This window comes from Prolixibacter sp. DSM 2831 (assembly GCF_056493735.1).
Genome location: NZ_CM151379.1, coordinates 3,157,007 through 3,173,797 on the forward strand (window position 1 = coordinate 3,157,007; position 16,791 = coordinate 3,173,797).

Sequence of the window (16,791 nt, forward strand, 5' to 3'; positions counted from 1 at the left end):
CGGTAGTAGTTTGCCTGCTTATCATATCGGATGACTCTTGCTCTAAAGGGTCACATCTTCATTCAACCGGATATCCCGTGAAGAGGCGCCCACTTTGATGTTGAAGACTCCTGGTTCGAGTTTCCAATGATTCTTCGATTCGTCCCAGAATTTAAACGCATCAGGTTTGAGGGTGAGCTCTACCTTTTTTGTTTCTCCCGGAGCCAGAGAAATCCGTTTGAAACCTTTCAGTTCTTTCAGGGGACGTTCTACCGAACACTTTTTGTCAGTTACGTATACCTGGGCAATTTCATCCCCGGCCCTTTTCCCGGTGTTCTTCACATCGAAGGAAACAACTACATTATCACCTTTTTTGTTGACGTTTAGGCTGTCATAGGCATATGTTGTATAGGACAAGCCATATCCAAACGGAAACCTGACATCCAACCCTTTCTTGTCATACCAGCGGTAGCCAACAAAAATTCCTTCGCTGTAAGTATCATCATAAGTATAAAACCTTGCTGTGTCCTTATCATTGGTAAACACATTGGCCAGTCTTTCGGGAAGTATTTCATCATCAGGAACTCTTTTTAGTTTTTCTGAGGTGATCTGGTCATACCCTGCAGCAGGTGAATCTGCAAATCTTTTTTCAAAGGTATAAGGAAGTTTTCCTGAAGGGTTCGCTTTTCCCGTCAGTATATCCATTAATGCGGATGCACCTGTTTGTCCGCCATAGAATGCCTGAATGATCGCTGCCGGCTGGTCCTCCCATTCCATCTGAACCGGTCCTCCCGTTTGCAGGCATACAATCGCATTTTTATTCAGCGAAACAGCTTTAGTTATCAAGTCATTGTCTGGAAGCACAAACGGACGATCCCTGCCTTCACTCTCTGCATCTTTTCCTTTTTCCGGAAATCCACAAAACAGTATGATTTTTGAGGCAGACCGAAGGTCCTTTGTCGACGGGTCTTCCACATAGTTGACATTGTCTTCTCCAAACGTTTCCTTTACCATTTCCAGGTAGGTTTTGTTGTCATATCCGTGGACATGGGCGGAACCACCTCCGGCTAGTTCTTTCCGCATAGCATTGTTTCCAGCTACAAGGATTTTTCCTTTTACCGTCGTCGGGTCGATTGGAAGAATTCCCTTGTTTTTCAAAAGGACAATCCCTTCCAGATTGGTTTGATAGGCAATTTTCGCTCTTTCGTCCCAATTGTTAATCAACGAGCTGTCTCTGTAATTCTTATCGTAGAACCCGGCATAAATGCATGTTCTCAATATCTCTTTCGCCATTTGGTCAATCCTTTTTGACCCGAAGATTTTTGACGAATCCCTTTGCATGGCCAATCCGGTTGGCATTTCCAGGTCGACGCCACTTTGAATGAATTTCTCACCGTTCCAGACTGAGTTCCAGTCTGTCATCACCAGTCCTTTGAAACCAAATTGATCTTTCAGGATATCGGTCACCAAATGTTTGTTCTGCGCAGCCCACTCACCATTGACAAGGTTATACGATGTCATCACCGCCTTAGCACCGGCGTCGACCCCTTGTTTAAACGGCTGAAGATATATTTCATGTAGAGCTCTGTCAGAAATGATGGAATTGCTGAGCCGCCGTCTGAAATCTGTTTCGTTACCGGCAAAATGTTTCAATGTTGCAGCAGTTCCGGTTGATTGCAGTCCCCGAACATAAGAAGCGATGAGCTGTCCTGCCAGGTACGGATCTTCGCCTACGTATTCAAAGTTCCTACCACATAGCGAATTGCGCATGATATTCATCCCCGGTCCCAACAAAAAATGAATGCCACTGGCACGGCACTCCTCCCCAATCGCTCTGGAATATTGGTAAGCCATCGTTGTGTCCCAGGTTGCCGCCAACAACTGAGGACAGGGAAAAGCGGTTGTTTTATCGTAGTAATAATTTTTGTTTTTCCTGATGCCGGCGCTGGCATCGGTAAAATGTACAGCGGGAATGCCAAGTCTTTTAATGGGAAATGTCCCCATCACGTCTCCACCTACCAGTTTGAACCGTTCTTCAGGCGTCATTAATTTGACCAATTCCTCTGCTTGTTTTCCAGCTTGTTCAAAGGTTGCTGGTTTCTGCAACAGTTCCTTTGCTTTTTCTGTGGGGGTTTGGTTGCAGCTTGAGAACAAGGCTGCGATGAATAATAGAAAAACGAAATTTTTCATCTTTTTTTAAATTTTTTAATTTCTGAATGTTCAAAATCCCGAGCCACCGATCGGGACAGGAACTCACAAGAATTCTAATCATCCTCGGATGTCTGTTTTGGAATGAAGAAAATCCATGTTCGTTTCATTTTGATATATGATAAGCTCTTGAACTAAAAATTTGATGTAAAAATCCTTGTCGAGGATTATAAATGTAGAAAATATTTATCGTTCCCGTCCGGGGAATCTGTTGTTTTTTCCCGGATTTACGTTAGATGCGGGTTTTATAGCGTATTTGCTTGATGAGGTGGCTGATTCCCATGATGACTGTAAAGCTGTTAAAAGTACCAGCGTACTATCGGCCAAAGCACAGGCTTCTCCCAGAACCCGATTGTCTATCCTCGGATAAGCCAACGTCACCTCTTCTTCACAACTTTGTAATAAAATAATTGTTTGCTAAGAAAACCTTTAAAGTTGGTCCTTCTCTCGGAGAAAAAAAGGAAACAAGGAGGGACTACTAAAAACAAAGAAGGATGTTGCAAATGATATATGAATCGAGAATCTTGAACGCGACCGGATTTTCGCCTATCCGGTAATTTAGTAACAAAAATAGAGGTTGTAATTTCACCAACATGAAAGGAAGAGAAACGATAATTTGGGTAGGATTGGTGTCCTTTTGGTTATTCCTTATTCTTGAAATTACACTCGATATTTGGTTCGGTTCAAAATTTCCGGGTTACAACTGGAAAACAGAATCGATGTCATACCTCGGGCAAAGCGGAAGCCCGATTCAGCATTGGGTATCTTTATGGGGCGTATTCTTCTCGGTGCTGGTTTCTTTATTCGTCGTCGCTTTTTACAGGGTATACCCTTCGAACACGTGGCTAAAACTGGCCGCCTTTTCGTTGTTGCTTTACGGACTGGGAGAAGGAATCGGTTCGGGTTTATTCCCCATTAATCCTCCTGATACCTCCATTACCGTGGATGGAAGATGGCATAACATTTTTAGCGGAATCGGGGACACAGGAATGGTTCTTCTCCCACTCTGGCTGATGCTGATGTTTCCCCAGAAGGAAAATCGAAAATTACATGCTTACCTCTGGACGGTAGTTGGAATCGGCCTGGTGATGACATCCTTCTTTTTAGTTGCCAAATATTACCAGCCCGACAATTTTATCTTGCATGACAAGGGAGTGTGGCAACGGATTTACACATTGAATTACTACGTGATGCTGCTCGTTTTGAGCTTCAAAATGCTTCGTGATAAAGACAAAAGATCATAAAAAAGGGGAAACAAGATGCACTCATTCCCCCTTTACCGACATCCGGAAAATACTAATCAATCATTTTATTTCTGCCACCAGGCTTTGTAGGTAGTTGTCTCCTTTCCACCCATTTTCTGTATTTCGTCGTTGTAGTTGGTGGTGTTGATGGTGCTTTCGGTGGTCGGATACAGGAATCGCGTAGCAATATTTCCACTGTTCATGTTGGCATTGCCGCCGGTCTGCAAAGCCGGATAACCAGTGCGCTGATATTCAATCCATCCTTCGAAGCCATTGTTGATATTGACCAGCCATTTCTGGGTAATGATTTGCTTCATGGAAGCATCGCTGGAAGAACTGTCGAACTTCACTCCGTCGTGCGTCAGGTAGTTGGAAGCAGCGGCCGCATCCAGACCAATTTCCGCGTAAGCGCCCATCACCCCCTTGTTGTAATAGCTGGCGGCGTTGCCCGGGATATAACCTTTCAATGCTGCTTCAGCCAGAATGAACTCCTGTTCTGCATAGGTCATCACCCGCGCTTCAGTGAGGTAGCCGTTGGAACCGCTTTTAAAGCTGCCATTGAAGTTGGAAGCGGCAGCAGCCTGTGTGCTGGTCGCATCGACGACAATGGGCATTCCGCCGTAGTTGTCGAAACTGAATGTTCCGGTAGAAGATGCATTCGCGGTTACCGCAAAATAATCACTCACCCGTGCCGTGTCACCGGTTGCTTTAAACGTATCGTAGAGAAGACTATTCATGTACTTCACGTTGAAATCACCCGAGCGCTCGGTCAGACTGACAAAGTTGTAAGGAATGGACGTCGGCAGTTCGAGTGCCGCACTCTGCGTCGCATCATCCATCAGCATGCCGTCGTTAACGATGGCTGTCATCTCAGCGGACACATCCTTTTGAGAAGAGATTCGCAGCAGGTAACGCAACCTCAGAGCATTGATGAATTTCCGCCAGGAGGCCACATCCGAGTTAAACAGCAAATCACCACTAACATTGCCGTTCGCGTTAGACTTCAGCAAATCGTCTGCTTTCTTCAGGCTGGGAAGAATTCCTTCATCCGGATCGGTATAAACCTTTTCCTGCGAATCGTATTTCGGCGTATAGGTTCCGGAAGCTCCCTGAAGAGCGTCCGAAAAGGGAATATCGCCCCACAGCTCTGTCAGCTGGGCAAAAGCGTATGAGCGCAAGGTAAGCGCTACGGCCTGCAACATCGGGTTGCTCTGTGTTTTCCCGAGGTCGTACAATGTATTGGCGTCGCGGGCTGCCTCATACATGGCAGTCCAGTACGGCTCATTGGTGACCGGCGAATAACGCGTCGCCTGATTGTAGTACGACTGGCTGAACGTCATATACTGGCCATAACCGTTGCCCAGCGTCCATGCCATGCTGGAGTTGTGGTAAAATTCCGAAACAATGGTATTGGACAACATGGTCGTGGCATCCGGTTTTTCCAGGCTGTTGGGATTGATATTTGCGTTCGTCAGTTCTTTGGAACAGGAACTGAAAAGCAAACTCGCTATGATGGGAACGATAAGAACAAATCTATTCTTTTTCATTTTCTTCGTATTAATCGGTTACATTAGAATTTAAGATTCAGTGAGAATCCAAGACTTTTCGTCGACGGAATACTCAGGAACTCCGTTCCGGGCAGAATTTGCTGACCGCGCAGGGCAAGCGTTTCCGGATCGACATCCTTATTCTGGGTGAATTCCAAAACATTTCTGGCTACAAACGAGAGGTTCAGATTGGAAGCCGCAGTAGACTTCGTGTGGAAGATATTTCTGAAGGTGTAGCCCAGACGAAATTGCCTCAACTTGAGGAAGGAAGCGTTGTACATGAAGGCTTCGTTGTTGGTAGCGTTGTAATACGCATTGTAATAGGTCGCAGCATCTACCCGCACTGTATTGGGAACATAGTTGCCGTTGCCGTCATCCATCACTCCTTTTCCAACAATTCCGGTTTCGCGGCCCGGCAAGGTTTCAACCGACATACCGCCGGCCATTACACCCAATTCGGTATACGAATAGAATTTGCCGCCCTGATGCCAGTCCCACAGGAAGTTCAGGTTGAAGTTCTTCCAGGAAAGGTCGTTCGACCAGGTGAGGACAAAATCGGGATTATAGTTGCCCAACAACGTGTTTTGACTTGTCGTGAACTGAGGCACGCCGTTTTTGTACACGATGTTCCCTTTATCATCCCTGACAAATGAATTTCCGTACATGTTACCCAACCGCTCTCCTACTTTGGCTATGTATTGGATGGCCCGATAGTAGCGGTCGTACTGCGTTACCTGGGCATACGTATAACTGGTGATTCCGCCCGGCAATGCGGTTACTTTGGCTACATTGTGACTGAAGTTAAACGTCATGTCCCAGTTCAGCTTATCGACGGTGCTGGAACGGAACGGAGAAGCTGTTAATACCAGCTCGATTCCCTTGTTATTGATGGAAGCTCCATTGACGTAAGCATTGGAGTAACCCGATGAAACCGGTACCGGAAGTTTCACCACTTCGTTTTTGGTATCCGAGTTATAAACAGCCGCGTCAATTCCAATGCGGTTATTCAGGAATTTCATATCCAAACCAAATTCCGTGGTTGTGGTCGACGAAGGTTTCAGGTTGGCATTCGCCAGCACACTGTTGCCGGTCGTCAACGGATAATTGTTAAACGGAGTCTGCGTGACGTACGTATTGTTGATGGAATACGGATCGGCATCCCGTCCCACTTTGGCAGCAGAAGCCCTGACTTTCAGCAACGAAATGGCTTTCGGCATTTGCACCATACTGGAGATGACCGCACTCAACGAAGCCGAAGGATAGAAATAGGAATTGTTTCCTTTGGGCAACGTGCTGGAATGGTCGTTACGGGCCGTCACATTCAGGAAGAGCTGACCTTTGTAGTCGAAATCGCCAATCGCATACATACTGTAAATGAGCTTTTTCGATTTTTCCAGAAGCGTAGGCAACTGGTTTTTGGCATTCGAGAAGTTGTACAATCCCGGAGTAATCAGCGCGTTGGCAATATTCCGGGTATACGTAATGTTTTGCAGGAAGCGGTTGCCTCCAAATGAGCCGCTGGCATTGAATATGGAACTCTGCTTTTTCTTGTAGCTTAACAGGAAGTCCGTGTTATTCTCGAAATAGTTCACATCGTCAGTACGGAAACCGCCGGTAGGAAAACGCACAGTAGTGAATGCGCGGTGACCTTCGCGGCTATCCACATAAAAATCCGATCCGGTTCGTACCATCAGGTTCCAGTGCGGGTCGAAATCGTATTTCAGTGACGCATTACCCAGTACCCTGTTTTTATTGAAACTATTCACGTTATCGTAAAGCGTTACGTACGGGTTATCATGGTTTTTCCAGTAGCGGAACTGGTTCTGCTGGTCCCGGCCTACCTGCCACTGCTTTTTCAGTGAATTGATGTCGATGTTCATCGGCATGCCGTAAACTCCGAAGAAAGTATACATCACACTTTCCGAGCCGTAACCAATGTTCGGACGGTTGGAACTGCCACTGTTGATGAAATTGATGTAAACGTTGGAAGTTAACTTGTTTCCAAATTTATGCTGACCACGCAACGCAACGGTGTAGCGTTTCAGGTCAGTTCCGGGCAGAATGCCTTTGTTATACAACTGACCAAATGAGAAGCGGTAACTTCCGTTGTCCGTTGCACCGGAGAACGCCAGGCTGTTTTCGGTCGTAACGCCTGTCTGCAGGAATTTCTTAAAATGGTCCGCATGTCCAATCCACGGCGTTGGTGTTGCTGTTTTGCCACTTTGTCCCAATGCAACGAGGTCGCCGGCCTGCAAATTCGTTCCCGGTACCGGGCTGTCGAACTGCAGCACATCTAATGACGGGTCAAATTTCAGTCCCCAGTTCGGGATATTATTTTCGTTGGAAGTTCCTCCGTTGACAAACGAATAAGTGGTCGGTGAACCGGAAAGCGGGTAGGCATCAATACCTGCACCGTATTGATTTTGAAGACGGGGTAGCTTTAACGGCGTCTCCAGCGTGGTGGATGAATGAAAGCTGACGCCAACCAATCCTTTTTTCGAGGCACCTGTTTTCGTGGTAATCACCACTGCACCGTTGGCTGCGCGCGAGCCATACAAGGCAGCGGCAGTAGAACCTTTCAGTACGGTCACATCGCCAATGTCATAGGGATTGATTTCGGCAGCACCATTGCCCCAGTCAACTTCGGCCCATGTACCTTCGCTGGAGGAATTCTCGACCGCATCGTTGAAATACGTTTCATTGTTAATCGGGACACCATCGACAACAAATAAAGGCTGGTTACTTCCGGAGAAAGAATTCTCGCCGCGAATCACGATGCGGGAGGTGGAACCTACTCCTGCCCCTCCGTTGGTGACATAAACACCGGCCAGCTTTCCGCTCAGATCGTTGATTAGGTTGGGAGCCGTTACCTGTGTTAACGCTTTCGGACTTAACGTCTGAACAGCATATCCCAGATTAATTTTTTCCTTTTTAATCCCGAGGGCCGTCACCACCACTTCCTGGAGTCCGGCTTTATCCTCGTTCATGGTCACATCGATATTGGTTTGGTCGGTAACCGGCACGGCCTGGGTGGTATAGCCCAGATAAGCGAAAATCAGAACAGGATTGTCTTCGGTGATGTTCAGCGTATAGTTTCCTGAAACATCGGTCACAGCCCCATGGGTCGTTCCTTTTACCACAATACTTGCTCCGATTAACGGCTGACCTGTTTTGTCGACTACTTTCCCCGTTATCGTCTTGCCTAAGGCAAACGCTTGAGAAGACATGAACAACAATCCAAGCAGCCATAACATAAAACGTCGGCCGTTGCGAATGGATGGCTGTACCGCAAAATGATTTTTCATGAGTTAAATTTTGGATTCAATACTTAAAAGAGTTGTTTTTCAATGGTTGAGAAGCCAGGCGAAATAATCATTCCGGGCTATATCAAACAGTCACGTGATATCAATCTGTTTCTCAACTCCGAAAGTGGGGAAGCGTCATTAAGGGGACTTAAATCATCATTTAAAATAAAGTCAAACCCAAATTAAAACCGGATTAGAATGAAATTAGCATCGAATTATATTACAATAATTGTTTACGTATGTAATATATTTTTAACCGTTAGCTATCAATCGTAATACTTTTGTAATAACCAATTAGCCAAACTGACACGCCCTAAAAACAACATCAAAAATTAGCCTAACTGATATAGAAACAGGTATTTCATTAGCCAACCGAATAACTATCCGAATTTAGTAACCGTTGGAACAGGAACACGATACTCCACTAAATCACAACACCTTATCATTTTTAGTTGCGACACAAATAGGTGACGACCATCTAACGCCATGTAACATCTTTGCAACAAGCTGTCAGCAAGTCGTTTTTCGGGAATAAGTCACCTTACAAGTGAAATTCGGGGAATGAAAAAAGACCAAACTCAGGGGCCTTCATGGTATAGAAGAAGCTTCCGGGTTCAGTCTTTTGGGAAGGAGAAGAATATATGATGGATTATTGGTTTTCGGGATGCATGTGGGGTTTGTACATTAGATTGTAAAATATTCAGATACTGATTCGTTAACTATTCAGTGATACAAAATGTGACCATCATAGTTTACTGCTCCTGCATAACGTAGCCAAAGCCAATCCGAGTCTTAATCAAACTCTGATGATGGCCATTATCCATCTTATTGCGCAACGAGTTGATGTAAACATCCACGATATTGGACCGCTGATCGAATTTCTTATTCCAGGCTTTCTCGCTCAGTTCCGAGCGACTAACCACTTTTCCCCTGTTGACAGCCAGGTATTCCAGCAGATTGTACTCTTTCGAGCTGAGTTTGATGGGCCGGCGATTCCGGAAAGCAGTCTTGGCATACCGGTTAATTTCCAGGTCGGCAATCTGGATGGTATCGACAGCAACCGGAGCTTCCATCACTCTTCTTAACAACACTCGGATTCGCGCCTTCAGTTCGCTGGTATGAAAAGGAATGGACAGATAATCATCGCAACCACATTCAAAGCCGCAAAGTTTATCCTCGATTTTTTCCGATGCCGATAAAATCAGTATTGGAACCTGGTAATTGTTCTCCCTGACGCTTCTGCACAACTGATAACCATCTGATTCAATCGTTTTCACAGCTATCAGGACTAAATCATAGTGTCCGGACAATGCCAGCGCTTCGCCGGTTTCATCGACGTAGGCAATGTCGGCTTCATATCCAAACTCGTTCAGGCTTTGTTTCAGTGATGAGGCGGTCTTTAGATTTTCTTCAATGATCAACAGTCTTTTGGTAGACATTCCGGGTGCTTTTGGGTTCATAATCAGTTCCGTCAATTACTTCAGAACAATAATAAACCCAAGGCTTTAAAATGAATTAAGAACCAGATTAAAATGAGATTAGAATTTGATGTTATTTCAAGCGTTATTGGGAAATGAAACCGTTACCTCAGTTCCTTTTTGCAGCACGGAGGAGATGGATAAGGTTCCCCCGTGTAGTTTAATAATCCGGTGAGCCAGCGACAAACCGATACCGAATCCTTCGAAGCTCCGGGCATTGGTCCCCCGGTAGAAAGGCTCAGCGATATTCTGAAGTTCCGCTTCAGCAATCCCCACGCCCTGGTCTTTGACAGAGACCGTGACGGAACCGGCTTTCCCTGTTATTCCGATAACCACTTCCTTATTACCAGAGAATTTACAGGCATTGCCGATGATATTGCTAAAAGCTGCCCACAGCAAGCTCTCGTCGCCCCTGACCGACAACCACCCGGACTCTTCCGGTAAACGGGACATGTCGATCCGGATTTGATTGTCGGGGTTGGTGTTTTCCCATTCATGAACCAGCTCTACCAGTAATTCATCTATCCGAACCGGCGTGTTCGTCATCTCCTCGTGGGTGTTTCCGGCCTGGGCCAGTTTCAGCAGACTCGTAATTAAACTGTCGAGTCGCTCCGATTCCTTTTCGATAATCTGAAGCGCCTTTTTATAATCATCCGCACTCCGCTCCTGTTGAAGGGAGACTTCCGCTTCACCCAGGATGGCTGTCAACGGATTCCGCAACTCGTGGGAAGCGTTGTTGACAAAGTTGCTTTGCAGCTGAAAAGCGGTTTCCAGCCGATCGAGCATGTGATTGAAGGTAACAGCCAGCTCCGAGATTTCATCTTTGTTGTCGGTTGCATCCAGACGAAGGTGCAGGTTGTGAACACTGATATCGTTTGCTTTTGCCGTGATGGCTGCCATGGGTTGCAGCACCTTTCCGGCATACAACCGTCCGATAAAGTAAATGACAATCATCCCGATGAAAAAGGCTATCAACAGCACATGCAACAGGTTTTTGAGCTGAGCCTGTCCGTACCGGTTTTTTGCCGACACAATCACCACAAAATTGCCCTGGTTGTCGAAGTAAAGCATACCCACATGATAAATTTTCCCGGTTCGAAACCGGGCATGCTTTTGGCTAAGAATCTCGACCAGGAAAGAGGGACTGAAATTCCGGGGAATATGTTGGTTATTGATCAACCGTTTCATACTGTCCGTCGGGATGATCGTCTCTTTTTCTTCCGATAGCTTATGGAGGTATTTTTCCTGAATTTCCGCGTACATCTCCGAACTCACTTCATCCTTCTCAAAATGAATTCCGGCAATGATGTTGGCGCGTTCACTCAGTCGCTGGTAAAATTCGTAATCGGTATACCGGTCGGAGAAAATGTAGATGAAAACCATGATGACCAGCAGAACCGAACCGGCGAGAAGTGTGAAGATGAGCGTGATTTTATTGCGGATTTTCATAACCGGACTATTCCTCTTTCATGATGTATCCCATCCCCACCACCGTGTGAATCAGCCGCGAATCAAAGCCTTTGTCGACCTTCTTCCTCAGGTAATTCATGTACACGTCAATCACATTGGTGCCCATGTTAAAATTGATGCCCCAGACATTTTCCAGCAGGTCGACCCGGGACAGCACCTTTCGCTGGTTCTTCATCAAATACTCGAGCAGGCGATATTCTGTAGAAGTCAGCTTAATTTCCCGGCCTGCCCTGACCGCAATTTTGGTGTTCCGGTTGAGCATCAGATCGGATATCTCCAGCTGGTTTCCGGTCTCGAGGGAGAGATTCTTTCTTCGCGAAAGCGCTCTGATTCGTGCCGTCAGCTCCTTAAATTTAAACGGCTTCACGAGGTAATCGTCGGCGCCCGAATCCAATCCTTTCGCAATGTTATCGGTGGTTCCGAGAGCTGTCAGCATTAAGATGGGGACGTCGATGAAGCCCAGCTTCCGTATCTTCGTACAAACTTCCAGGCCATTCATCCCGGGAAGGACAATGTCCAGAATCACCAGGTCGACTTCATTCTGGGTCAGCAATTCCAATCCGGTAGGACCATCGTATGCAGCAAAGACCGAGTAGCCCTGCTCTTTCAATCCTTTTTTGATGAATGCGACCACATTCTGTTCGTCCTCTATCAGCAGTATGTTCATCGTTGTGAAAACAAAGAATCGCTTAAAGGTAATTTTATTTAGATTTTTTCAAGTTAAGCTGAGGTAATTTTTGAAGGAAGAAAGGCGAAGGGAAAGGCACAGGCGAAGAAACAGGCCGAAGGAACGAAATTGAGAGTGGTTAGGCGGGTATAGTCCGGATGGGGTGAGTAAAAATTAACAATCGACTTATAAGTGAAGCATTATACCGCGTAGCGGTTTGGGTATTGTAGAATCGAGGCGATAAGTGCTGATATTTTCCCCGTAGGGGATATACAAATCGTCAATTCCGGTTAAAGGTATCTAATGTATAACTCCTACGGAGTATGCGGTCTTCCATTCAACATTTCAGCTACAATACCTAATGCCCTACGGGCAATCGCTCCTTGGTTACACGTAGAAAGGGGCAATTCGGACGCAGTCCGGATGGGGTGAGTAGAAAAACGATAACACAAAAAATCACCCCGCCGAATCTTCTTCAGCGGGGTGGTTCATTTCATCCGGTGGTTACAAACACTTTAAGCAACCGGTTCGTCGCCCGACGTAGTGTCGGTGGCGTCACCTTCAGCCGGTGTTTCCTCTTCCTCCTCAGGTTGCGGCAGCGGCGTCGACGAGCCGTAAATGACGTAATCGTTGTAATACGCCTCATTTTCGCCGTTCCAATACCGTTTGCCCGCATCGCACACCAGGGTAATCATCGCATAGAGTTCATTGCCTACGCTGGCTCGCTTCTGACTGGCTTCATCGCGCTGAGCGATTGTTTGGCTTACCCCGTCGATAGCATCGTCCAGGTCGTTGCAATCTTCCGTCAGTCCTTCGGTGAATGCCGGCATCCCTTCGGCTAACGAAATTGTTTCGCCAAACCGTTCGGCTGTTTGCAACAGGTTGCGCCCGTACCGAACCAGTTCATCATCCTTCATTTTCGATGCCCCGGTAAAACGAAAACTTTTGAATTCCGGCGAATCGCCCCCCAACAACAACTTCAAACGCAACTGGTACATATCAATCGAACGCAACAATGCTTTCCGGGTGCTTTTCACCAGGTCGCGTTTCATCGACAAAATGCCTTTCCAGTATTCATCGGTCTCGATGGCTTTGCTGGCATCCACCCCATTTTGCAATTGGGTTTCAAAATCTGCTGAAAATCCAAGAGAAAGAAAGGCATCCTTATCCCGCTCATAGAGATATCGGATGTGGTCGCCCCGTTGGTTTAGTTCGGCATAGCCGAAAGAAAAATCAGTGGTTTTCTCGGTCATGGTGTTCAATTTAAGTTTGGAAAGTTATTCTGGTTATATCCGCTCCGGTTCAATGATTTTTGTGGTGGAACGGTCAGGGAAGCAACAACTGTTCTTCCGTATAGTACTTCCCCCTATCGTTTGCAATCGCTTCACTGATGCTTTAGGGGGAGAATTAGCTGATTGGTCCGGAGCAAAATCTCCGGAGTTCAATTGGTCTTTTTCTGATATCATTTACAGTAGGGCAGTTATCAAGGCAGGTTCCGCAACACTCAAGGCCACCAACGAAACGCTCAACACAACTTTGGAAGCGCTCAAGGCTAATCCGGAAACCGTCGAGGCTATTCTGGAAATGCTCAAGGTTGGTTCGGAAGTTGTCAACGCTACTTAAGAAACGCTCAAGGCTATCCGCGAAGCACTCAACACAACTTTGGAAATGCTCAAGGCTGGTCCGGAAGTCGTCAAGGCTACTCAGGAAATGCTCAAGGCTACTTCAGAAGCCTTCAACGCTAACCGGGAAGGCTGACAATCCTGCCTTGACAGGTTCTGCACTTGTGTTGACGACTTCTCAACCTGTCCCGACCGCTTCCCGATGTATGTTGAAGGATTCCTGACCGGGCTTGACTGCTTCTCTGGTTGTCTTGACTCCTGCCTAAACAGGCTTGACGGTTTCGATTGCAGACCTAATGACTATCCATGCCGCGTTGACTATTTCCCGGGATATCCCGACAGGATAACTGCGACAAATCGGGTTCAAAGAACGCTCACGTTCGTTTCGGAATTGAAAAAAGAAAGCCTCCGGCCTTCCTGCCCCACTGTTCTGTATGCCCGCTAAAGTTTCCGTTTTTCTGTCCTGGAAACGAATGAGTTTTTAACTTAAGTAAAAAATATGTTTTATGCCAAAAATTTTGATGAACGGTCGCTTTTTTCTGATGAACGGACGGATCTGGTATGCGAACAAAAATTATGATAATAGAAAAACGGGGTTCATGAAGGAACTGAAAACCAATTTCAGAAAGATTTTTATTACCTTGAAAAGCCTTAATGACCAACAAAATGAAAACTGACCGAAACAAATTAAAAATCCACTGGGCAAGTTTAAGATATAAGATACCAAAGGTACACATAACACTCCCGTATGGGAAATATATGTTACTTTTAGTACACATATAAACTAGTTATGCAAAATATTAAAAACCACAAACTAACTGATTTATGGGGATAAAACATCACGAAATATTTCAAGTTTATCTTCCGAAAAATATTGGAGAGGATGGAGATTTAGCTTCAATGCTAATGGAAGAAGCCCATATAATTTCAAATGGTGAAATGACTCCGACATTTGAGCCTAATGACCAAGATAGAAAACCACTAGATGTAATTCTTCTCCCGTCATTAGTTTATGCTGCCAAGAAAAGATTTGAGACAGAACAAGAGCAAACTAGAGAAATAAACGACACAATTGATGCCGAATTTAGTAGAATGCTATTGTCGATAAAACCAATTTATAGACTGACTGAATTTATTGAGTACCACTACGACAATTGTAAATTGGATAAAACTATCTTCCTCAAACACCTCAAATTTGTTGTGTTGCCATTGACAAAGAAAATTATTGAACACAATTCTGCTCAAAAATTCAAAATAGAATATCCGGAGTACTCTCAAGTTGAAGAGCTAATTATTAATTGGATAAATGAAAAAACAAACTTATTAGAAACAAAAAAAGAAATTAAACCGGAGAATAAGTTTGCAACAAATATTGAGAGAGCAGAAAATATTATAATCAACAATAATAGCAAGATTGGAAAACAAAAGAATCAAACTTCCAAAAAATCAAAAAGAAAGACATTACAAATAATTGGACTGATAATTTCTATTTTGATGTTGGCGATTGCTTTAATTGTTGATTGGGACAGAATATTTTAAAAATAAAATACTTTGCATAACAATTTGCAAATTGCATTGCGGGTGCAGTGGTGTGCGTTGTCTCTGCTCCTTTCTTGACCGTCTTCGTCCTGCGGACGCTGACGCTCTTCGAAATCCGCAACGACAACTTGCAAGTGACCGTTAGGCAAAATTTAAACAAACCAAAATCATGAATATTCAAACTTTAAAAGGTCCAAAATCAGATAAACAATATCAAGACATAAACTTCTTCAGAAGAGGTGGAATGGGAGAAATTTATTCATCCTTGGATAATGAGAGTGGTCTCAAAAAGGCAATAAAAATTGTTCCTGTTGGAAACGATGAAGAGTATGCATTGTTAAAATCTGAATTTGAAATTGCTGAATCATTAAAACATCAAAACATTGCTGACACCGAGTATTTTGGTGAATTTGAGCAATCTGGTGTAAAATATATATACAGCGTCATGCCTTTTTTCGAGAAGGGGAGTTTAAGGGACTTGCTAGCAAGTCAAACAAGCAATTTGGAAATTAAAACAGCTATTAAATATTTCATTGAACTTGCGGAAGGCTTAGATGCTGCTCATAAAAAAGTAATACACCGAGACTTAAAACCGGAGAATATCTTAATTGGGAACAATTCTGAGTTGAAGCTATGTGATTTTGGATTAGCAAAACTCATTGATGTCAAAACTCGAACTCGAACATTCAAAGGCTCTGGAACGCTTCCTTACATGGCTCCTGAATGCTGGGTGTTTGATTCAAATACAACTTCTATGGATATCTATTCATTGGGAATAATATTCTATGAAATGCTAACACTGAAATTGCCATTTGATGGTCGTAACGAAAATGAATTTAGGGATAAGCATTTATATGAAGCTCTTCCAAATCTTTCAAATAGTAGAGTTGATATACCGATAAGGCTAATAGAAGTCATAAATAAAATGACAAACAAAAGACAAAATGAGAGATACTCTTCTGTCAGTGAAATAGTAAGAATATTGAATGAAATTTCATATTCTACTGCACAAAATAACGATGCAAATATTGACTCATTATTAAAAAAGGCAAATCAAAAAATAAGTGTTACGGAGCAAGCAGAATTAAAAAGAAAGCAAGAGCAAGAGTTAATTGATAATGAACTTAAATTTATCGATTTCTCAAAAAAAACAATATTTGAAAAATTCAATCAAAGAATTCATGTATTAAATCAGAGCTTAGAACGTGAGAAAATTAGAATTAACGGTAATCAAAATAATTTCACGGTGAGTTTCATGAATAAATCATTCTCTACTTCATATTTCTCAAACGCAGATATTCCCAATATGATAAAGAAACGAAAAGAGGCAATTCTACAGCACCAGCAAAGACAATATGGTATGGTTATGCAATCGCCTCCGCCAACTTTCATAGAAAAGGACAATGTTTTATTAATTGGGAAAGTTGTATTGTACAATGGAAGATATGGACAAGAGCCTTGGGGCTACAACCTTGTATTAAGACGAGCAAATCAACAAGATTTATATGGGGAATGGTGGGTTGTATACTTTAATGATTCAGCTTTTAGTAATAAATCAAATGAGCATTATGCTATTGATATACCTGATTTTTACCAAGAATACGAATTTGGCAGAGGAAATGTAATGCACACAAGAACAATGGAGTTAAGCACATTCGAATCCAAAGTAGTAGATAGTTTAATTGGAAAAATCTTAGAATAAAAACTTTGCCTAACACAGTACATATTGCAG

General features: G+C 44.1%; 11 protein-coding genes. 4 read left to right on the forward strand and 7 right to left on the reverse strand.

Features of this window, described 5'->3' with window-relative positions:
• Positions 1–42: 42 nt before the first annotated feature.
• On the reverse strand, positions 43–2,169 hold the full coding sequence (locus tag AC060N_RS12790) for a beta-glucosidase (protein ID WP_479524140.1): 2,127 nt from the start codon (positions 2,167–2,169) through the stop codon (positions 43–45).
• 611 nt (positions 2,170–2,780) lie between these two features.
• Between AC060N_RS12790 and AC060N_RS12795 the strand changes: the two genes are divergently transcribed.
• Positions 2,781–3,431, forward strand: a complete 651-nt coding sequence (locus AC060N_RS12795) for a DUF998 domain-containing protein (protein ID WP_479524141.1) — start codon at positions 2,781–2,783, stop codon at positions 3,429–3,431.
• A gap of 65 nt (positions 3,432–3,496) precedes the next feature.
• Here the strand turns inward: AC060N_RS12795 and AC060N_RS12800 are convergent, their stop codons facing one another.
• The 6 genes from AC060N_RS12800 to AC060N_RS12825 all read right to left on the reverse strand — a co-directional run bounded on the left by AC060N_RS12800 (position 3,497) and on the right by AC060N_RS12825 (position 13,151).
• Entirely contained in the window at positions 3,497–4,978 is a 1,482-nt protein-coding gene (locus tag AC060N_RS12800) for a SusD/RagB family nutrient-binding outer membrane lipoprotein (RefSeq protein WP_479524142.1), read from the reverse strand.
• 23 nt (positions 4,979–5,001) lie between these two features.
• Entirely contained in the window at positions 5,002–8,283 is a 3,282-nt protein-coding gene (locus tag AC060N_RS12805) for a SusC/RagA family TonB-linked outer membrane protein (RefSeq protein WP_479524143.1), read from the reverse strand.
• A gap of 752 nt (positions 8,284–9,035) precedes the next feature.
• Positions 9,036–9,722: a response regulator transcription factor gene (locus AC060N_RS12810; protein WP_479524144.1), complete on the reverse strand. Its 687-nt coding sequence runs from the start codon at positions 9,720–9,722 to the stop codon at positions 9,036–9,038.
• A 117-nt stretch (positions 9,723–9,839) separates the two neighbouring features.
• Positions 9,840–11,210 carry a sensor histidine kinase gene (locus tag AC060N_RS12815; RefSeq protein WP_479524145.1) on the reverse strand — a complete coding sequence of 457 codons (1,371 nt, stop codon included), beginning with the start codon at positions 11,208–11,210 and terminating at the stop codon, positions 9,840–9,842.
• 7 nt (positions 11,211–11,217) lie between these two features.
• Positions 11,218–11,898 (reverse strand): response regulator transcription factor, encoded by a 681-nt coding sequence (locus tag AC060N_RS12820; RefSeq protein WP_153639595.1) that lies wholly within the window; start codon positions 11,896–11,898, stop codon positions 11,218–11,220.
• 515 nt (positions 11,899–12,413) lie between these two features.
• Positions 12,414–13,151: a hypothetical protein gene (locus AC060N_RS12825; RefSeq protein WP_479524146.1), complete on the reverse strand. Its 738-nt coding sequence runs from the start codon at positions 13,149–13,151 to the stop codon at positions 12,414–12,416.
• On the opposite strand from AC060N_RS12825, the gene AC060N_RS12830 reads away from it, so the two are divergent.
• The 3 genes from AC060N_RS12830 to AC060N_RS12840 all read left to right on the forward strand — a co-directional run bounded on the left by AC060N_RS12830 (position 13,135) and on the right by AC060N_RS12840 (position 16,761).
• Complete coding sequence (locus tag AC060N_RS12830) at positions 13,135–13,521, forward strand: hypothetical protein (protein ID WP_479524147.1); 387 nt, start codon at positions 13,135–13,137, stop codon at positions 13,519–13,521. The genes AC060N_RS12825 and AC060N_RS12830 overlap by 17 nt on opposite strands.
• An 824-nt stretch (positions 13,522–14,345) precedes the next feature.
• On the forward strand, positions 14,346–15,059 hold the full coding sequence (locus tag AC060N_RS12835) for a hypothetical protein (protein WP_479524148.1): 714 nt from the start codon (positions 14,346–14,348) through the stop codon (positions 15,057–15,059).
• 169 nt (positions 15,060–15,228) lie between these two features.
• Complete coding sequence (locus tag AC060N_RS12840; RefSeq protein WP_479524149.1) at positions 15,229–16,761, forward strand: serine/threonine protein kinase; 1,533 nt, start codon at positions 15,229–15,231, stop codon at positions 16,759–16,761.
• Positions 16,762–16,791: the final 30 nt, after the last annotated feature.